This window comes from Nonomuraea sp. NPDC004580 (assembly GCF_040609855.1).
GTDB classification, from domain to species: Bacteria; Actinomycetota; Actinomycetes; order Streptosporangiales; family Streptosporangiaceae; genus Nonomuraea; species Nonomuraea salmonea.
Map to the genome: position 1 here is coordinate 1 of NZ_JBEXLH010000042.1, position 17,530 is coordinate 17,530.

The following is a 17,530-nucleotide window of genomic DNA, read 5'->3' on the forward strand; positions in this document are numbered from 1 at the left end:
GGTGGCGGCCGAGCGCGACGGCGACGCGGCGGCCGGGCTGGCGCTGCGCGTGTTCGCCCACCGGGTGGCCGGGGAGATCGCCGCGGCGGCGACCGCGCTGCCGCGGATCGACGCGCTGGTGTTCACCGGGGAGATCGGCTGGGACCAGCCGGAGGTGCGCGAGGCGGTCTGCCGCCGGCTGGGCGTCCTGGGCGTCGAGCCGCCGCCGCTGCGCGAGCGGAGCGACGACGGGCTTGTCAGCGCGTACGGGGCGAAGGTCCCGATCCTCGTGGTCCAGGTACGCGAGGAGCTGCAGCTCGCCCGCGAGTGCCTGAGTACGCTCGACGACCCTCCCGCGGACACGGCAGCCGGTTAGCCGGGTTGTCGGTGCCTGGTGGTTGGATCTCCTGTGTGGAGGCCAGCGTCGAGCAGCTCGTCTACGTCCGTGACGACGAATACACCGTCGCGCGCATGAGCGCCGACGGCGAGCCCGACTTCGTGGCCACCGGCCGGGCGCTGGCCGGAGTGCAGCCGGGCGAGACGCTGCGGCTGTTCGGCGAGTGGGGCAGGCACGCCCGCCACGGCCGGCGCTTCGCGGTCAGCGGCTGCGAGCGGATCACGCCGTCGTCGGTCCGCGCCATCCGCGCCTATCTCGGGTCGGGGCTGATCAGGGGCATCGGGCCGAAGCTGGCGTACGCGATCGTCGACCACTTCGGCGAGGCCACCCTCAAGGTCATCGACGGGGAGCCTGAGCGGCTCACCGAGGTCGTCAACATCGGGCCGCAGCGGCAGGGGCAGATCGTCCAGGCGTGGCAGGAGCAGAAGGCGATCGCCGCGCTCATGGTCACGCTGCAGGGTCTCGGGGTCAGCCCGCTGCTCGCCGCCAAGATCCACCAGGTGTTCGGCAAAGACGCGGAGGAGGTTCTCGCCACCGACCCCTACCAGCTCATCGGCCGGGTCAGGGGCATCGCGTTCCGCATCGCCGACCGCATCGCGCTGCGCGCGGGGGTGCCTGAGCGCAGCCCGCAGCGGGTCAAGGCGGCGCTGCTCGACCGGCTGGAGGCGGCGGGCAGCCGCGACGGCCACTGCTTCGTCCCGGTGCAGGTCCTGGTCAGGGAGGCGGCGCAGCTGATCGAGCAGGACCAGGAGCTGGTGCGGCCGATGGTCGACGCGCTGGCGGGCGAGCGGCGGCTGGTCGTCGAGACCCATCCGGAAAGGCCCGGCGAGCCGGTCGCCTACCTCAAACACGTGCACAGCCGCGAGGTGGCGCTGACCGCGCAGCTCACCGCGCTCCTGCGGGCCCGCTCCACGCTGCCGCTGCGCTCGTTCCACGAGGACCCCGGGCTCCACGACGACCAGCGCGCGGCCGTCACCATGGCTCTGACCAGCACCGTCTCGATCATCACCGGCGGGCCGGGGTGCGGCAAGAGCCACACGGTCAAGGCGATCGCCACCGTCGTGCGGGCCGCCGGCGGCACGGTCACGCTCACGGCGCCCACCGGCAAGGCCGCCAAGCGGCTGTCGGAGCTGACCGGGCTGCCCGCGATGACCATCCACCGCATGCTCGCCCAGCAGCCCGACGCCGACCCCGAGACGCTGTTCGACGAGCGGCCCTCGCAGGCCGACCTGATCGTGGTCGACGAGGCGTCCATGCTCGACCTGCATCTCGCCACCCGGCTCACCGCGGCCGTGCGGCCGGGTGGCCACCTGCTGCTCATCGGCGACAGCGACCAGCTGCCCAGCATCGGCGCCGGCGACGTCCTGGCCGACCTGCTGCGGGTCACCGCGATCCCGCGCGTCGAGCTGACCCACGTCTTCCGGCAGGCCGGCGGCAGCGGCATCGTCCAGGCCGCCCACCGCATCCGCGCGGGGCGGCTGCCGGCGACGCCGGGCGGCGGCGGGTTCTGGTTCGAGGAGCTCGACGACCCCGCGCAGGTCGCGCGGCGGGTGGCGCACCTGGCGATGGTGGCCATCCCCCGCAAGCAGGGCGTCGATCCCGGCCAGGTGCAGGTGCTGTGCCCGATGCGCAAGGGCGAGACGGGCGCCACCGCGCTAGGCAGGCTCATCCAAGACCAGCTCAACCCGGCCGCCGACGACAAGCCCGAGCACTGGTCGGGGTCCACGGTGTTCCGGGTGGGCGACCGGGTCATGCCGATCCGCAACAACTACGACAAGGGCGTCTTCAACGGCGAGACCGGCACGGTGACGGCCGTGGTGCGCGAGGAGCGCGCGGTCGAGATCCGCACCGACGACGGCGAGCAGGTGACGTACGGGTTCGACGAGCTCGACGACCTCACCCACGCCTATGCCATCAGCGTGCACCGCTCGCAGGGCAGCGAATACCCGTTCGTGGTGGCGCCGATCGTGGCCGAGTCGGGCGGCGTCATGCTGCGCCGCAAGCTGCTCTACACGCTGGTGACGCGGGCCAAGGCGTGGGTGGTGCTGGTGGGGCAGCGCGAGGCGCTGGAGCTGGCCGTCCACCGCCTGGGCAGGCGCCGCGACACGGGCCTGGCCAGGCGGCTCACGCTGGCGCTCGACGGGTGAGCGAGACCACCGGGCGGCCCGTGCGCCGCCGCCCGGCGGCGGTGTTACGGTAGTGCGTCGGTACGCCGGAGGTCTGGTCGGCATGGACTGCCGGCCGGACGGTCGGGGGAGGCGTTCGCGAATGCGTGACCGTAGCCGTGCTCGTCACATCGGAGCACGTGCATGAGCCGCGTTCTCGCCTGGCTGACGTCCCGTTTCCAGCAGCCCGCGCAGGTCGTGGTGCTCGGGTTCGGCCTGGCCATCACGACCGGCACGGCCCTGCTCGCGCTGCCCGCCGCCACCACGTCAGGCGAGCCCGCCGGGCTGGTCGACGCGCTGTTCACGGCCACCTCAGCGGTGTGCGTGACGGGTCTCGCGGTGGTCGACACCGCCTCGCACTGGTCGGTGTTCGGGGAACTGGTGATCGCGGGGCTGGTCCAGGTGGGCGGGCTCGGCATCATGACGATCGCCACCGTGTTCACGCTGCTCGTCTCGGGCCGCTTAGGGTTGCGGGCCAAGATCGTGGCGCAGGCCGAGACCAAAGCGCTCAGCGCCAGCGACATCCGCCGGGTGATCCGCAAGGTGGTGCTGTTCACGCTGCTGTGCGAGAGCGTCGCCGCCGTCGTGCTGACCGGCCGGTTCATGATCGCGTACGGTGAGCCGTTCGGGCGGGCGCTCTACCTCGGCGGCTTCCACGCGGTGGCCTCGTTCAACAACGCGGGGTTCGCGCTGTGGCCCGACAGCCTGATGAGGTTCGTCACCGACCCGTGGATCTGCCTGACCGTGGCGTTCGCCTGCATCGTCGGCGGGCTCGGCTTCCCCGTCGTGTTCGAGCTGGCCCGCGCCTGGCGCCACCCGCACAGGTGGAGCGTGCTGACCAGGATCACGCTCGGCGTCACCGTGACGCTGCTGGTGCTCGGCACCCTCGTCTTCCTGATGACCGAGTGGCGCAATCCCGGCACGCTGGGCGCGCTCGACGAGCCCGACAAGCTGCTGGCCGCGTTCTTCACCGCCGTCATGCCGCGCTCGGCCGGGTTCAACACCCTCGACGTCTCGGCCATGTACCCGTCGAGCTGGCTGCTCACCGACCTGCTGATGTTCATCGGCGGGGGCAGCGGCGGCACCGCGGGCGGCATCAAGGTGACCACGGCGGGCCTGCTGGCGTTCGTGGTGTGGGCCGAGCTGCGCGGCGAGAGCCGGGTCAACGTCGGTCACCGGCGGCTGCCCGACACCAACCAGCGGCAGGCCGTCACGGTGACGGCGCTGGGGGTAGGGCTGGTGGGTGTGGCGACGTACGTGCTGCTCGCGCTCACACCGCACAGCCTCGACCAGGTCATGCTTGAGGTGGTCTCCGCGTTCAGCACGGCGGGCCTGTCCACCGGCATCACCGCCGACGTCGGCACGGCCGGGCACCTGCTGCTCGTCGTGCTCATGTTCGTGGGCCGCATCGGCCCGCTCACCCTGGGCTCCGCGCTGGCCCTCAACAGGCGCGCCCGGCACTACGAGCTACCAGAGGAGCGTGTCATCGTTGGCTGAGTACAAGGGCGCCCCGGTCGTCGTCATCGGCCTGGGCAGGTTCGGCACGTCGCTGGCGCTGGAGCTCACCCGGCGCGGCACCGAGGTCCTGGCCATCGACAACCGGCCCAAGATCACGCAGAGCCTGGCGGGCCGCATCACCCAGATCGCGACCGCCGACGCCACCGACATGGAGGCGCTGCGCCAGCTCGGCGTGCCCGACTTCTACCAGGCGGTGGTGGCGGTCGGCAGCGACATCGAGGCCAGCATCCTCACCACGTCGCTGCTGGTCGAGCTGGAGATCAACGACATCTGGGCCAAGGCCATCAGCACCCAGCACGGCCGCATCCTGAGCCGCATCGGCGCCCACCACGTGGTCTTCCCCGAGCACGACATGGGCGAGCGGGTCGCGCACCTGGTGAGCGGCCGCATGCTCGACTACATGCAGGTGGACGAGAACTTCGCGCTGGCCAAGACCAGCCCGCCGAAGGAATATGTGGGCATCCCGCTCGGCCAGTCCAACCTGCGCCGCAAGTACGGTGTGACGATCGTGGCGGTCAAGCCGCCGGGCGAGGAGTTCACGTACGCGACGGCCGAGACGGAGCTGTCGTACGGCGACATCGTGCTGGTCTCCGGGCGCACCGAGCAGGTGGAGCGCTTCGCCGAGCTGCCCTGACGACCGGCCGACCGGTGGGGTTGCCGGCCGGCGAGGCAGGCAGGAGAATCGCTAGGATTCTCCGGACGGTGACATGCTCGTGGCCGGACGCCGGCCGCCCCACGCAGGGGGCATTCACCCGGGTAAGGAGGTCATCGCATGCGCGCACGCGATCTCGCCGTCGAGTTCCCGACGGTCACCCTCGACACCCCGGCGCCGGAGGCGGCCAGGCTGCTCGCCGACCGTGACCTGCCGGGGCTCATCCTCATCGGCGACGACGGTCTCCCGCACAGCGTCCTGCCGGGCACGCAGGTGCTGCGGCTGGCGGTGCCGGCCTACTGCCAGGACGACCCGGCGCTGGCCAGGGTGGTGGACGAGGCGCACGCCGACCGGTTCCTGCATCGCCTCGACGGCAGGACCGTGCGCCAGTGCCTGCCGGACGAGCCGCGCGAGCTGCCGGTGGCCGATCCGAAGGCGACCGTGCTGGAGCTGGCGTCGCTGATGGCGCGGACGCACAGCCCGCTCGTGGCGGTGGTGGCGGACAAGCGGCTGATCGGGGCCGTCACCCTGCAATCCCTGCTCGACCACGCACTCCAGCTGTGAAACCGGGCTTACCAGGGATAACGGACCGGGCGACGTAGGGTGGGGTCATGGTGAAGGCCGTGGCTCGACAGCCCCTTCCGGCCCGGCGTGCGAACGCCGGGCGCAGCATCGCCGCGATCCTGGAGGCCGGCACGCGGTTGCTCAGTGCCGACCCGGGGGCCGGCGTGGCCGACATCGCGCGGGAGGCCGGGGTGGGCCGGGTGACCCTCTACGGCCACTTCCCCTCCCGTGAGGCGCTGGTGGACGCGGTGCTCGACCACGCGGTGCGCATGGCGGACGGCGTGCTGGAGGACGACCGCATCGACACCGCGCCGCCGCCCGAGGCCATGGAGGGCCTGCTGCGTTCGTCGTGGGAGGTGCTCGACCGTCATCGCCGGCTGTTCCTCGCCGCCGACCGCGCGCTGCCCACCGAGCGCATCAGGGAGCGGCACGAGCGCCCGCTGCGCCGGGTCGAGCGGCTGATCGCGCGGGGGCGGGAGAGCGGCGATTTCCGTACGGATCTGCCGTTGCAATGGCTGGTGACGGCGTTCTTCGCGATCCTGCACAGCGCCGCGCAGGAGCTCGAGGCGGGCCGGCTGGCGCCGGACGAGGTGGAGAAGGTCCTGGTGACCACGATGCTGTCGCTGCTGCGTCCGCCCGTGGCGAAACGGCCCTGGACGCGTTGCTGAGTGGGCGGGCGCCCACCTACTGTGGGCGCATGCCCACTACCTCCCCTGAGCCCGGTTTTCCCTCCGGGCAGGAGACCCATCAGATCCGCGAGGTCGCCGAGTCCTTCGGCACCGAGGCCGACCGCTACGACCGCGCCCGCCCGAGCTACCCCGAGCCCCTGATCGCCCGCATCGCCGGCTCCGCACCCGGCACCGACGTCCTCGACGTCGGCTGCGGCACCGGCATCGCCGCCCGGCAGTTCCAGGCGGCCGGCTGCCGCGTGCTCGGCGTGGACGTGGACGAGCGCATGGTCAGGCTCGCGCGGGAGCGCGGCCTGGAGGCCGAGGTGGCGCCGTTCGAGACCTGGGACGCGCGCGGGCGCCGCTTCGACGCGGTGGCCGCCGGGCAGACCTGGCACTGGGTGGACCCGGTGGCGGGCGCCGCCAGGGCGGCCGAGGTGCTGCGGCCCGGCGGCCGGCTGGCGCTGTTCTGGAACGTCATGCAGCCGCCGCCCGTCGTGGCCGACGCCTTCGCCGAGGTCTACCGGCGAGTGCTGCCGCAGATGGCGGCCGTGGGCGCGGCGGCGCCGGCGCTGGAGGCGTACGCGGTGATGGCAGGCAAGGCGAGCGAGGGCATCGAGGCGTGCGGCGCGTTCCACGAGCCCGAGCGGTGGCGGGACGACTGGGAGCGGACGTACACGCGGGAGGAGTGGCTGGACGCGCTGCCCACCTTCGGCGGCCACAGCAGGCTGCCCGCGGAGCAGCGCGAGGAGTTGCTGGCGGGCATGGGTGCGGCGGTGGACGCGCTGGGCGGCCGGTTCGTGATGCCGTACGCGACGGTCACCGTCGCCACGACCCTGCTCACGGCACCGCGTAAGACACCGCGTATGACACCGCGTACGACACCGCGTACGACACCGCGTACGACACCGCGCACGACCCCCTGAACCTCTCACCCGAGCCCCTCTCGCGGCCCGGCGGATGTCCCCGCTTCTGGCGGAAATCCAGGGATATCCCGCGACACTTTTGCGGATTATTCTTCGTGGGATGGGGTCGTATTCCGCCGGCGAAAGCGGAGAAGCCGTAGATGCCGCCATTGAAGCTGGCGTGCCAGCGCCCGCGCGGGGTGATCGTGATCGCCGTCAACGGCGAAATGGACGCCACCAATCGAGCCCAGCTCGAGGCCTACGTCCGTGACCTGCCCGTCGATCTCGCCCGGGGCATGGTGTTCGACCTGTCGGGCGTCCCGTTCATGGACAGTTCGGGGCTGCACGTGCTGCTGCGCTGCGCCACCGACTGTCTCAGGAACGGCGGCACCGTGCATCTGGCGGGCGTGCAGCCGCTGCCCGCCCGCCTTTTCGAGCTCACCGGCGTGGCGGCGTACGTCCCCGTGCACGACACGGTGGAGACGGCCGTCGCCGCGCTCACCGCGGCGGGCCATTCCCTCTGACGGCTGCGTCACGCCCAGGACCGCCTGCCGGCCGTCGCCGGACGCGCCGCCGCCACGCTGGATCACCGCCTGGACGACCTGCTGACCCACTCCGGCTCCGGCACCGACGACGACACCTGCCTGGTCGGCGTCCGGCTGCGCTGACCGCCCTCAGCCGGGCGGGACACGGACGATGCGGAACCCGGCGTCCTCCAGGAGGGCGGGCAGGCCGGTGACGGCCGCGCGGTCCTTGCCGCGCGCCTCCTCGGACAGGTATTCCCAGTCGAGGAGGTCCGGGTGCTGCTTCCTGGCGTCGTCGCGCGTGGGGCCGTGGGTCCAGCCGCGGTCGAGGAGGTAGGACATCCAGCGGCGGTGCTCCAGCTCGGCCAGCAGCTCGATCTCGTCGTCCTCGAACGCGAACGTGGAAGGCGCGTCGGTGCTCGGCGCCGGTACCGCGCCGATCATGCGGAGCTTGATGCCGATGTGGGCGGCCTGGTCGCGGTTCTGGCCCTTCTTGGCCTCGGTGAGCGCCTCGTACGGCACCATGGACTCGTTCTGCTCAGGGGTCTCGCCGCGCTCGGCGCACCCCATCAGGTATCGCTCGTGGATCGCCCGCGCGAGCCGCTCGATCACGTCCTCGTCGATCAATTCCGGTCGTCCCGCCTCTTCTGTGACGGCGAAGAACCGCAGCGTGCCGGCGACGTCGTCGAGCAGCCCCGCGGTTCCGAACGCTTCCGCGAACACCCTACGCTGGCCCACCCGGACGATCATGGGTGCGCCGGTCCACAGCGGGGCGACGGTGAGGGTGGCGGTCAGGGCGTCGCGCTCGTCGCCGTAGCAGACGTAGACGCGCTGGGGACGTTCCTTCATGTCCTCCAGGAGCGGGCGCAGCCCGTCGCCGCCCGCGTCGTACGCGGTCACGGCGCAGTGGTCGGCGACGAACGGGTACGTCCTGCACACCGCCTCCACCTGGGCCGTCGCGCCGGGAGCGATCACGCGGACCGGGACGCGGGCCCCGGCGCGCAGCCGGCACTGCCGGGCCAGCTCGACCAGCAGGGCCGCGCCGAAGTGTCTGAGTCCGAGCAGCAGGACGGGGCCCTCGTGGGTGACGGGGTCGCGCAGCAGCAGCACGCGGGCGGCCAGCTCCTCCAGGTTGAAGAAGTCGAGCCGCCGCTCGTGCGGCCCCTTCGAGCCGAGGCGGCGGGCGCGCAGCGCGGAGCACAGGCCGGGGTCGGGGACGTACGCGTAGGCCGACACGGGCGAGCCGCTGCCGAGGCCGTGCGCGGCGGCGGCGATGGCGACGTTGGCGGTGGCGTCGTCCTCGCAGGCGTAGACGACGCGGGCCCGGTGGGCGCCGGCCGCGCGCAGCACCTGCGGGTTCCTGGCGTCGCCAGCGACGTGGAACACCCCGCGCGCCCGCTGCGGGTCGCCGGCCGGGCCGCCGATGACGACGACCGTGCGGCCGTTCTCGCGCAGCCGCTGCGTCAGCGCCTGTCCCAGCGGGCCGGTGCCGCAGACGACCACGTGCCCGGACGCCTCGCGGGCCCGCAGCCTGCGGTATTCGGCGCCGAGCAGCAGGCGTACCGTCTCGGCGAGCGCGTAGATCGTGACCGCGGGCGCGGTGAACCTGGCGACCTCCAGGGGCCACGGCAGCGGGCCCGGCGTGCCGAGCGGCTGGGGGTCGATGACGAACAGCTGGAGGTCGTAGTAGACGAGGTCGAGGAGGGTGGGTGCGGGGGTCGCGGCGGCGAGGTGCGTACGCAGCCCCATGAACCCCAGCGCCAGCGACACCAGCGCCAGGAACCCGAACCCGGCCATCACCGAGGACCTGATGGAGCCCGTCTCTCGCATCCCGCCCCGCTTCCGCAGCCTGAGACGACAAGGACCGTCCGCTCCTTCATAGCAGCCGGTGTCCCCGGCGTTACCGCTTCCCGGAGATGATCACCCGGCGCCGAAGCAGACGAAGGTGGCCGCGGGTTTCGCCGAGTGAGGCGGTGGCCAGGGCGTCGGCGGGGCGCGCCCCTTCCGCGACGGCCTGGTGGTAGGCCGTCATGACGCGTTCCGCCACCTGGTCGGGCACGCGGGTGAGGCTGGAGATGACGGTGGAGGTGCCGAGGTAGAGCAGGGCGGCGGTGAACCCGGGCAGCTCGTCGCCCGCCCTGACCACGGCCTGGCCGACGTCGCAGGCCGACAGCACGACGTGGCCGGGCGCCCGGCCGAGCCGCCGCAGGTCGTACGCCATGAGCGGCCCGTCGGCGAGCACGAGCCGGGAGAAGAACACGTTCTCGCGCTCGTGGTGGCCGTGCGCGGCGAAGTGGGCGATGGACGCGCCGTCGAGCGCCTCCAGCGTGGCACGCGGCGACGCGAGCGGAGGTGCTTAACTGGGACGCGTAAAACGTTTCACCCCCTTTATTGCGGAAGGTCACCCTTGGACTACGAACGCCAGCCGTACAGAAGGTGCGGCCGCAGCGGTCTGCTCCTCCCCGCCGTCTCGCTGGGCCTGTGGCACAACTTCGGCGAGGGCAAGCCACTCGACAGCCAGCGCGCCATCCTGCACAAGGCGCTCGACCTCGGCATCACCCACTTCGACATCGCCGACCGCTACGGCCCGCCCATCGGCGCCGCCGAGTCCGCGTTCGGCCGGATCTTCCCCCGGTCGCTGCGCGACGAGGTCGTGGTCACCACCAAGGGCAGCAACCCCATGTGGGACGGCCCGTACGGGAAGGGCAACTCCCGCAAGCACCTGCTGGCCACGCTGGACCGCTCGCTGGCCCGGCTCGGCCTCGACTACGTGGACATCTTCTACCTGCACCGCGACGACGAGGAGACGCCGCTGGAGGAGCAGGTGGCCGCGCTGGACCACATGGTCCGCACCGGCCGCGTGCTCTATGTCGGCGTGTCCAACTTCTCGCCGGAGCGCACCGCCGAGGCGGCCAGGCTGCTGCGCGGGCTCGGCACCCCGCTGCTGGTGCACCAGCCGTCGTACTCGCTGCTCAACAGGGGCATCGAGGACGCGCTGCTCGGCGTGCTGGAGGAGGAGGGCGTGGGCTGCGTGGTGTACTCGCCGCTGGCCCAGGGCCTGCTCACCGACCGCTACCTCGACGGCATCCCGGCCGACTCGCGGGCGGCCGAGGGCCGGTTCCTGACGGCGGACCGGGTGACGCCCGAGGTGCTGGCGTTCGTACGGGCGCTGTCGAAGCTGGCCGACTCGCGCGGACAGACGGTGGCGCAGCTCGCGCTGGCCTGGGCGCTGCGCGACCCGCGGATCACCTCGGTGCTCGTCGGCGCCTCCAGCCCCGAGCAGCTCGAGGCGAACGTGGCGGCGGTGGACCGGCTCGACTTCACCGCCGACGAGCTGGCCTCCATCGACCAGGCCGCCAAGGAGGCCGGCGTCTCCTCCTGAGCGGACGACCGGGTACATCGATCGATGTACCCGGTATTTCGCCCCTCGGGACGACGGCCTGGCCCCGCGCGACCAGCACAGTGGAGTGTGTGACGCGACGCATCGACGCACTCGACGTGCTGCGCGGGGTGGCCATCATGGGCACGCTCGGCACGAACATCTGGCTCTTCACCGCGCCGGAGGGTCCGCTGGGGTTCCTGCGGCCCGGGACCGGCGTGGTGGAGACCTTCCTGCGCTTCCTGTCGAACGGCAAGTTCCTCGGGCTGCTCACGCTGCTGTTCGGGGTGGGTCTGGAGCTGCAGTACCGCAGCGCCGCCCGCAGGGGGACGCCCTGGCCTGGGCGGTACCTGTGGCGGGCGGCGCTGCTGTTCTGCGAGGGCGTCCTGCACTACGTGCTGGTCTTCGAGTTCGACGTGCTCATGGGGTACGCGCTGACCTCGATGGTGGTGGCGTACCTGATCGGGCGGAGCGAGCGGGCGGTGACCGCGTGGATGGTCGCGGCGGGCGCCGTGCACCTGGTCATCGTCGCGCTGGTCACCGCGGCGCTGGCCGTGGCCCCGCCGGTGTCGGGCGGCGTGCCGCCGCGCGACTGGCTCGGCCAGGTGCGGATGCGGCTGGACAACGCCGCGGTCTTCCGCGCCGAGCTGGTGATCATCGTGCCGCTGGGGATCGTGCTGTTCCTGCTCGGGGCCCGGCTGATGCGCGCGGGCGCGTTCGAGGAGCGCGGGGCTGCGCTGCGGGTGCGGCTGATGGCCGTGGGGCTCGGTCTTGGCGTGCCGCTGAACCTGGTGACGTCCTTCGCGGGCCCGAGCTGGTTCATGGTGGATCGGTACGTCGCCGCGCCGCTGGTCGCCCTGGGCCTGCTGGCGCTGGTCACGCACGTCGTGCTGGGCATGAAGGGGGCGCCGGGCGTCGTACGGCGGGGCCTGACCGGGGTGGGGCGCACGGCGCTGTCCTGTTACGTGTTCCAGAACCTGGCCGCGAGCGTGCTCTGCTACGACTGGGGCCTGGGGCTGGCCGGCCGGTTCGCCGGGCTGCGGCCCTGGTGGGTGCCGGTGGCGTGGGCGGTGATCTGCCTGTCGTTCATGGGGCTGGCGTCGTGGTGGCTGCGCAGGTTCGACCGGGGGCCGCTGGAGCTGGCCTGGCAGTGGGCGTACCAGGCGCCGTGGCGGGGGCGGGAGCGCGTACGAACCTGAACCGGGTGTTGACGGGGTCTTCCGCGTCGCTTAACGTTCCGGCAGTCGGTGAAATTATCGACACAGTTCCGAAACTTTCGGAAATCGCCCTGGCACCCCTGCTCCGGCATTCGGAGGTTCGTTCGGTGAAACCCTTGATCCTCGCCTTGGCGCTCGTGCTCGCCGTAACCGCGAGTCCCGCGAGCGCGCACCCCGGCCCCGGGCACCATCCGCGTCCCGCCAAGGACCTGCGCCAGCTCGCCCAGCAGCTGCACATCAAGATCGGCTCAGCGGTCGACATCGCCTCGCTGCGCGACGAGCCGACGTACCGCAAGACGCTGAACCGCGAGTTCAACCACGTCACCGCGGAGAACGCGATGAAGTGGGAGTCCGTCGAGCCGCAGCGGGGCGTCTACACCTGGGACGACGCCGACGCGCTCGTCGAGAACGCGCGCCGCAACCACCAGCAGATCCGCGGCCACACGCTGCTCTGGCACAACCAGCTGCCCGCCTGGCTGACCAGCGGCGTCGAGGACGGCTCCATCGACGCGACCGAGCTGCGCGAGATCCTGCGCGACCACATCACCACCCAGGTACGCCGCTACAAGGGCAAGATCCGCGCCTGGGACGTGGTCAACGAGGTCGTGGAGGAGGACGGCTCGATGCGGCAGAGCATCTGGCTGACCCACCTCGGCCCCGGCTACATCGCCGACGCCTTCCGCTGGGCCCACAGGGCCGACCCGCACGCCAAGCTGTTCATCAACGACTACAACCTCGAGTGGAACGCCCCCAAGATCGAGACCACCCTGAACATCGTCAAGGACCTCAAGGCCAAGCGGGTGCCGATCCACGGCATCGGCTTCCAGGGCCACCTCGGCATCCAGTACGACTACCCCGGCGACTGGGCGAACGTCATGCAACGCTTCGCCGACCTCGGGCTGGAGGTCGCGGTCACCGAGCTGGACGTCCGCATGGTGCTGCCGGTCACCCCGGAGAAGCTCGCCACCCAGGCCGACTACTACCGGCGCGCGCTCACCGACTGCCTCAGCGTCCGCGCCTGCCGCGAACTGACCGTCTGGGGCTTCACCGACCTGCACTCGTGGGTGCCCGGCTGGTTCGACGGCGAAGGCGCCGCGACGCTGATGGACGAGAACTACGCGCCGAAACCCGCATACGAAGCCCTGCTGTCGGTCAAGGGCCGGAAGTGACGCCTTCGTCGAGGCGCTGCAGGAGACCGTAGACGAAACGGGCCCGGCGAGTCCGCCCGCCGGACGGGAAGTCGACCGTCCAGTGGTGCGGCGCCGGGCCCTCCAGCTGTACGGCCCCGGGAATCGCGGCGAGGTCGGAGACCACGCACGTCCAGGGCTCGAGGCCGGACGGGGCGGGGCCCGCGGGGCGGACGAACCACTGGTTCCACAGCTCGCCTCCGGGGCCGAGCAGCGCCTCGTACATCAGGCCCGGCCACGACGGGAGCGGCCAGCGCAGGACGTCGCAGGTGAGGCTGCCGGCGGGCCTGCTCCCCCGGTACGGCGCCGGCCCCAGCGCCATCCGCAGCGCCGCGGCCCCCTTGGGCGCCCTGGGCGCGTGGGCCAGCCGGGTCCAGTGCGCGTGCGCCGCGCGTACCTCGGCCCGAGAGGCGCCCATGTCCCGCAGCGCCTCCTCGACCCGTCCAGGGTTGAGGTCGCGCATGCGATGCATCAGGGCCAGCTCGAACTCCCGCACTCCGAAACGCACACCCCCACCCTGCCACGGGGTTCAGCAGATTCGGCGGGCGCGTCGTGGTCGTCACCCGCGGCGACCACGACGGCCAGGGCGATCTCGCTGAGCAGCGCGTTCTCGTGGCTGCGCAGGCGGTCCCAGACGGGGGCCCTCAGGCCGAGGCCGTCTCCTCCTCTTCCGCGCCGCGCTCCCGCAGGTCGCTCTCCACCGCCTCGACGGACTCGTTGGCCTTGTCGCGGCGGTATTCGCGCACCGAGTACGCGATCGCGCCCGCCCACAGCAGCGCGATGACGATGTACGCGACCGTCTGGACCCCGCTGGAGGCATCGATCCAGTCGCTGCGCAGCAGCGTCCGGACGTTCGTCAGGATGATGACGCCGCCGACGGCCGAGCCGAGGATGCGCGGCGGGATGTGGCGGACCAGCCAGGCCGCGATCGGCGCGGCGATGACACCGCCGAGCAGCAGGACGGCCACCCAGGCGAAGTCGATGTTCTCGGAGCCGATGCCGACGAAGAAGCCGACGCTGGCGGCGATGGCGACGAGGAACTCGCTGGCGTCGATGGAGCCGATCACCTTGCGGGGCGCCAGGCGGCCGCTGGCCAGGATGGCGGGCGTGCCCACGGGGCCCCAGCCGCCACCGCCGGTGGCGTCGACGAACCCGGCCACCAGGCCGAGCGGCGCCAGGAACCGCCTGCGCAGCGGCTTGCCCAGGTTGCCGCGCGGCAGGCCGAACGCGGTGAAGCGGATGAGGATGTAGACGCCGAGCGACAGCAGGATGGTGGACATCACCGGGGCGGCGATCTCGGTGGAAAGGCTCGACAGGAACGTCGCGCCGGCGAACGCGCCGACGGCGCCGGGGATGCCGATCTTGGCGACGACCTTCCAGTCGACGTTCCCGAAGCGCCAGTGGGAGATGCCCGAGGCCAGTGTGGTGCCGATCTCGGCGAGGTGGACGGTGGCGGACGCGGCCGCCGCGTTGGTGCCGACGGCCAGCAGCAGCGTGGTCGACGTGACGCCGTACGCCATGCCGAGGCTGCCATCGACGAGCTGGGCCGCGAGACCGACCAGCCCGAGCAGGATGAGCGCTCGCACGATCTCCCTCTCCCTACCATTCCTACTATAGAAGTAGGAATAATACTTTAGACCGGGCGCCCATCTGTCAACCCCCATCCAGGCAAAGCCCAGGGGCGAACCAGGATTATTCGGTGATCAGGGTTCTGACCGTGAGGTCTTCCGTGCCGGACGGGCCGTCCAGGCGGACGGTCAGGTCCCAGCCGCCGGTCATCGTGAACAGGTCGCCCTCGGCGGTGAAGTGACCGCGGGTCTTTTCTGTGGCGGTCAGCTCGGGCGTGGCGTGTCCCATGCCGGTCATCACCGCGGAGACGTGCACCGTGTCCGCCTCTCCGCGCTCCACCACGACCTCCACCGTGCCGCGGCCCGGGGACGGGTCGTCGATGACGACGGTGGCGGCGTAATGGGCGCCGGTGGTGCTCACGCGGACCGGCTGGGCCGAGGCGCTCCTGCCCACGACGAAGAGCGCCACCGCGACGGTCACCAGCGCGGCGGCGATCAGCATGCGCCTCATCGGCCGCCCTCCGTCACGTCGACGGTGAAGGGGGCGGTGACGATGCGGCCGGAGACGGCGTACTGGGCCCAGGCGAGGTAGCGGCCGGGCTCCGGGAAGCTGAAGGTGAAGCGCAGGCGGGGACCTGGCGTGCCCATCTCGTGGATGTGGCCGAGGAAGGAGCCGTCCTGGTCGCGGACGATCAGATGGCCCGTCATGCCGAGCCACGGCCGTACGCCGGCGGGGGCGGTCAGCTCGATCGTGGCCGGGCGTCCCGCGACGGGGACCGCCGGGCGCAGCACCGGGGCCGCCTCCACGTCCGGGCTCGTGCTGGTCGTCACCTCTCCCCCTGTGCCAGTCTCTCCTGTGCCGATCTCTTCTGTGCCGATCTCGAAGGACGTGGTGGCGAGCTGGCCGCCGGAGTCCTCGCGTTCCAGCTCGGCGTGGGCGAAGTAGCGGCCGGGGCGGTCGGCCCGCAGGCGGACCTCCAGGCGGCCGGGGGCGGTGCGCAAGGGGTGGACGTGACGGAAGAAGCGCCCGTCCTCGGAGGTGACGATCGCGTGGGCGAGCGCCTCGTGATGGACGACGAGGTCGTCCACGGGCCGCCCGGTGGAGCCGTCCACGAGGTCGATGCGGAGCGTGAACTCCTCCCCCGCCGCGGGCCGCGCCGGCTCCGTGGCGACCCTGGCCTGCGCGTACGGCCGCCCGCCTGCGGTCGTGACGGCGGGCGCCGCCCCGTCCGGCGGTGCGGGCGGCAGCTGCGGCTCGAACACGATCACCATGGCCGCCACCGTCACCCCGGCGGCGGAGACGGCGGCCAGCCCCATCGCCGGGCCGGGCCGGGTCAGCGCCCCGGTGAGCAGGCCGCCCACCAGCAGCAGCGCGGCCACGAACAACCCGCCGTAGATGAGGAAGTCACCTGGCGAGCCGCGGTCGACGAGCACGCGGAACGGCAGCACGGCGACCTCGTCCCCCGCGCTCAGCTTCAGCTCGTGCGGCCCGGTGCGCTCGACCCGCAGCGCGGTGTACGCCGGATCGGCGGCGGCGCGGGCGGTGCCGGTGACCGTACGGCCGTCCTCGACCGAGCGGACCTCAAGGGCGACGGCCGGCCCGGCGACCGGCTCGTACGCGATGACCCCGATCCGCAGCGGCCCCGGCACCCGGGACGTCCCCTTGATCACCACCGTGACCTCGGCCCCCGCGATGGTCTGCGCGAACCGCAGGTCCGCGCCCGCCGTGACGTTGTGGGCGGCGGCGGGCGCGGCCATCGCCAGCACCAGGAGGGCGGCCAGGCACAGCGCTCGGATCATGCCCGCGCAGGGCGGGCGTCGGGCAGGAACAGCGCGCCGAGCGCCAGCCCGACGAGCCCGGCGACGATCGGCGCGCCGGTCCACAGCTCGGCCACGAACGGCAGGCGGCCGGCGGCGACCGAGGCGAAGGCGATGTAGAGCGACCAGGTGGCGAACGCCGACAGCCCGGCGAAGGCCCAGTAGGCGCCGCGCCGCTCGGCCGACGGGCGCAGCAGGCTCATCAGCACGTCGCCGACGAGGCCGCCGACCACGATGGAGAGCAGGACGGGCACGTTCTCGAACTCGGTCTGGGCACCGGGCATGAGGACGACGATCGCGTACATGATCGTGATGGCGCCGAACGGCAGCCGCCAGCGCCGGGCGAGCAGCAGCACGGGGGCGAGCAGGATGACGTCGCTGACGACGATGGCGGCGGCCAGGCCGCCGGCGCCGGAGTTCTCGACGGCGGAGAACGCCTCCACGATGGACGTGGGGCGGTACTGCATGGCGTCGGCGTACGACAGGAAGAGCGAGACCAGCGTGGCGGCGAACGCGAGCCCGATCAGCGCCGGCAGCAGGCGGCCGAGCGTGGGGCTCTCGCCGATGTCGGGGGCGTTCCAGGCGGAACGCAGCGGAGTGGTGATGATGAGCAACATCGTCACGATCAGCCCGAGATGTGATGGGCTGAAGAGAATGTCGATGTTCGTCTCGATGCCGAGAATGGTGTGCCACATCATGTCGGCGAATCCGAACGCGGCGAACGCGGGTATCGCGAGCAGCCCGGCGAGATATCCGGCCGGCACGGCGGCCAGTCCCTGACGCCCGGCGCGCACGTTGCGCCACACCTGCCAGATGATCCAGCCCGCCACCACCGCGAATCCGGTGTAGAACACCGCGTGCCACGGCGTGAAGAACGTCTCCAGCTCGGACAGGTTGGTGTGGGCCCACGCGTCGATCATCAGCCCGACGCCGAACCAGACGCCGAACAGGGCCGTGATCAGGTCGGTCCGCGGGGACACCCACGACCG

The 17,530-nt window shown here is 72.2% G+C and carries 16 protein-coding genes and 2 pseudogenes; 11 read left to right on the top strand and 7 right to left on the bottom strand.

Annotated elements, in window-relative coordinates:
* The 8 genes and pseudogenes from ABZW11_RS32135 to ABZW11_RS32170 form a co-directional block, all read left to right on the top strand.
* A pseudogene (locus ABZW11_RS32135) lies at window positions 1–355 on the top strand (acetate kinase); the annotation flags it as partial.
* A gap of 35 nt (window positions 356–390) precedes the next feature.
* The gene (locus ABZW11_RS32140; protein WP_355425260.1) at window positions 391–2,523 is read left to right on the top strand and encodes an ATP-dependent RecD-like DNA helicase; all 2,133 of its coding nucleotides are present in this window, start codon (window positions 391–393) and stop codon (window positions 2,521–2,523) included.
* A gap of 162 nt (window positions 2,524–2,685) precedes the next feature.
* A complete protein-coding gene (locus ABZW11_RS32145) occupies window positions 2,686–4,038 on the top strand; it encodes a potassium transporter TrkG (RefSeq protein ID WP_355425263.1) in 1,353 nt (450 codons plus the stop codon).
* Window positions 4,031–4,693, top strand: coding sequence for a TrkA family potassium uptake protein (locus tag ABZW11_RS32150; protein ID WP_355425443.1), 663 nt, complete (start codon window positions 4,031–4,033; stop codon window positions 4,691–4,693). The genes ABZW11_RS32145 and ABZW11_RS32150 overlap by 8 nt, the downstream gene beginning before the upstream one ends.
* Before the next feature lie 138 nt (window positions 4,694–4,831).
* On the top strand, window positions 4,832–5,275 hold the full coding sequence (locus ABZW11_RS32155) for a CBS domain-containing protein (RefSeq protein ID WP_355425266.1): 444 nt from the start codon (window positions 4,832–4,834) through the stop codon (window positions 5,273–5,275).
* A gap of 59 nt (window positions 5,276–5,334) precedes the next feature.
* Window positions 5,335–5,943 carry a TetR/AcrR family transcriptional regulator gene (locus ABZW11_RS32160; RefSeq protein WP_355425269.1) on the top strand — a complete coding sequence of 203 codons (609 nt, stop codon included), beginning with the start codon at window positions 5,335–5,337 and terminating at the stop codon, window positions 5,941–5,943.
* Between the two features lie 29 nt (window positions 5,944–5,972).
* Complete coding sequence (locus ABZW11_RS32165) at window positions 5,973–6,869, top strand: class I SAM-dependent methyltransferase (RefSeq protein ID WP_355425272.1); 897 nt, start codon at window positions 5,973–5,975, stop codon at window positions 6,867–6,869.
* A 140-nt stretch (window positions 6,870–7,009) separates the two neighbouring features.
* A complete protein-coding gene (locus tag ABZW11_RS32170; RefSeq protein ID WP_355425275.1) occupies window positions 7,010–7,372 on the top strand; it encodes an STAS domain-containing protein in 363 nt (120 codons plus the stop codon).
* Between the two features lie 150 nt (window positions 7,373–7,522).
* On the opposite strand, the gene ABZW11_RS32175 is transcribed toward ABZW11_RS32170, so the two are convergent.
* Both ABZW11_RS32175 and ABZW11_RS32180 read right to left on the bottom strand, forming a co-directional pair.
* Complete coding sequence (locus ABZW11_RS32175; protein WP_355425278.1) at window positions 7,523–9,202, bottom strand: RyR domain-containing protein; 1,680 nt, start codon at window positions 9,200–9,202, stop codon at window positions 7,523–7,525.
* A 70-nt stretch (window positions 9,203–9,272) separates the two neighbouring features.
* Window positions 9,273–9,704 (bottom strand): annotated as a pseudogene (locus ABZW11_RS32180) (CHAT domain-containing protein); the annotation flags it as partial.
* A 75-nt stretch (window positions 9,705–9,779) separates the two neighbouring features.
* On the opposite strand from ABZW11_RS32180, the gene ABZW11_RS32185 reads away from it, so the two are divergent.
* From ABZW11_RS32185 to ABZW11_RS32195, 3 genes are all read left to right on the top strand, one after another.
* Window positions 9,780–10,754 carry an aldo/keto reductase gene (locus tag ABZW11_RS32185; protein ID WP_355425281.1) on the top strand — a complete coding sequence of 325 codons (975 nt, stop codon included), beginning with the start codon at window positions 9,780–9,782 and terminating at the stop codon, window positions 10,752–10,754.
* Window positions 10,755–10,843: 89 nt separating this feature from the next.
* Complete coding sequence (locus tag ABZW11_RS32190; protein WP_355425284.1) at window positions 10,844–11,950, top strand: DUF418 domain-containing protein; 1,107 nt, start codon at window positions 10,844–10,846, stop codon at window positions 11,948–11,950.
* A 125-nt stretch (window positions 11,951–12,075) separates the two neighbouring features.
* Complete coding sequence (locus ABZW11_RS32195) at window positions 12,076–13,137, top strand: endo-1,4-beta-xylanase (RefSeq protein WP_355425290.1); 1,062 nt, start codon at window positions 12,076–12,078, stop codon at window positions 13,135–13,137.
* On the opposite strand, the gene ABZW11_RS32200 is transcribed toward ABZW11_RS32195, so the two are convergent.
* The 5 genes from ABZW11_RS32200 to ABZW11_RS32220 form a co-directional block, all read right to left on the bottom strand.
* Window positions 13,121–13,663, bottom strand: coding sequence for a hypothetical protein (locus ABZW11_RS32200; protein ID WP_355425293.1), 543 nt, complete (start codon window positions 13,661–13,663; stop codon window positions 13,121–13,123). The two genes, ABZW11_RS32195 and ABZW11_RS32200, sit on opposite strands and share 17 nt — an antisense overlap.
* Before the next feature lie 136 nt (window positions 13,664–13,799).
* Window positions 13,800–14,741 carry a sulfite exporter TauE/SafE family protein gene (locus ABZW11_RS32205; RefSeq protein ID WP_355425296.1) on the bottom strand — a complete coding sequence of 314 codons (942 nt, stop codon included), beginning with the start codon at window positions 14,739–14,741 and terminating at the stop codon, window positions 13,800–13,802.
* 106 nt (window positions 14,742–14,847) lie between these two features.
* The gene (locus ABZW11_RS32210) at window positions 14,848–15,234 is read right to left on the bottom strand and encodes a hypothetical protein (RefSeq protein WP_355425299.1); all 387 of its coding nucleotides are present in this window, start codon (window positions 15,232–15,234) and stop codon (window positions 14,848–14,850) included.
* A complete protein-coding gene (locus ABZW11_RS32215) occupies window positions 15,231–16,523 on the bottom strand; it encodes a hypothetical protein (protein ID WP_355425302.1) in 1,293 nt (430 codons plus the stop codon). The genes ABZW11_RS32210 and ABZW11_RS32215 overlap by 4 nt, the downstream gene beginning before the upstream one ends.
* Window positions 16,520–17,521 carry a hypothetical protein gene (locus ABZW11_RS32220; protein WP_355425305.1) on the bottom strand — a complete coding sequence of 334 codons (1,002 nt, stop codon included), beginning with the start codon at window positions 17,519–17,521 and terminating at the stop codon, window positions 16,520–16,522. The genes ABZW11_RS32215 and ABZW11_RS32220 overlap by 4 nt, the downstream gene beginning before the upstream one ends.
* Window positions 17,522–17,530 lie beyond the last annotated feature (9 nt).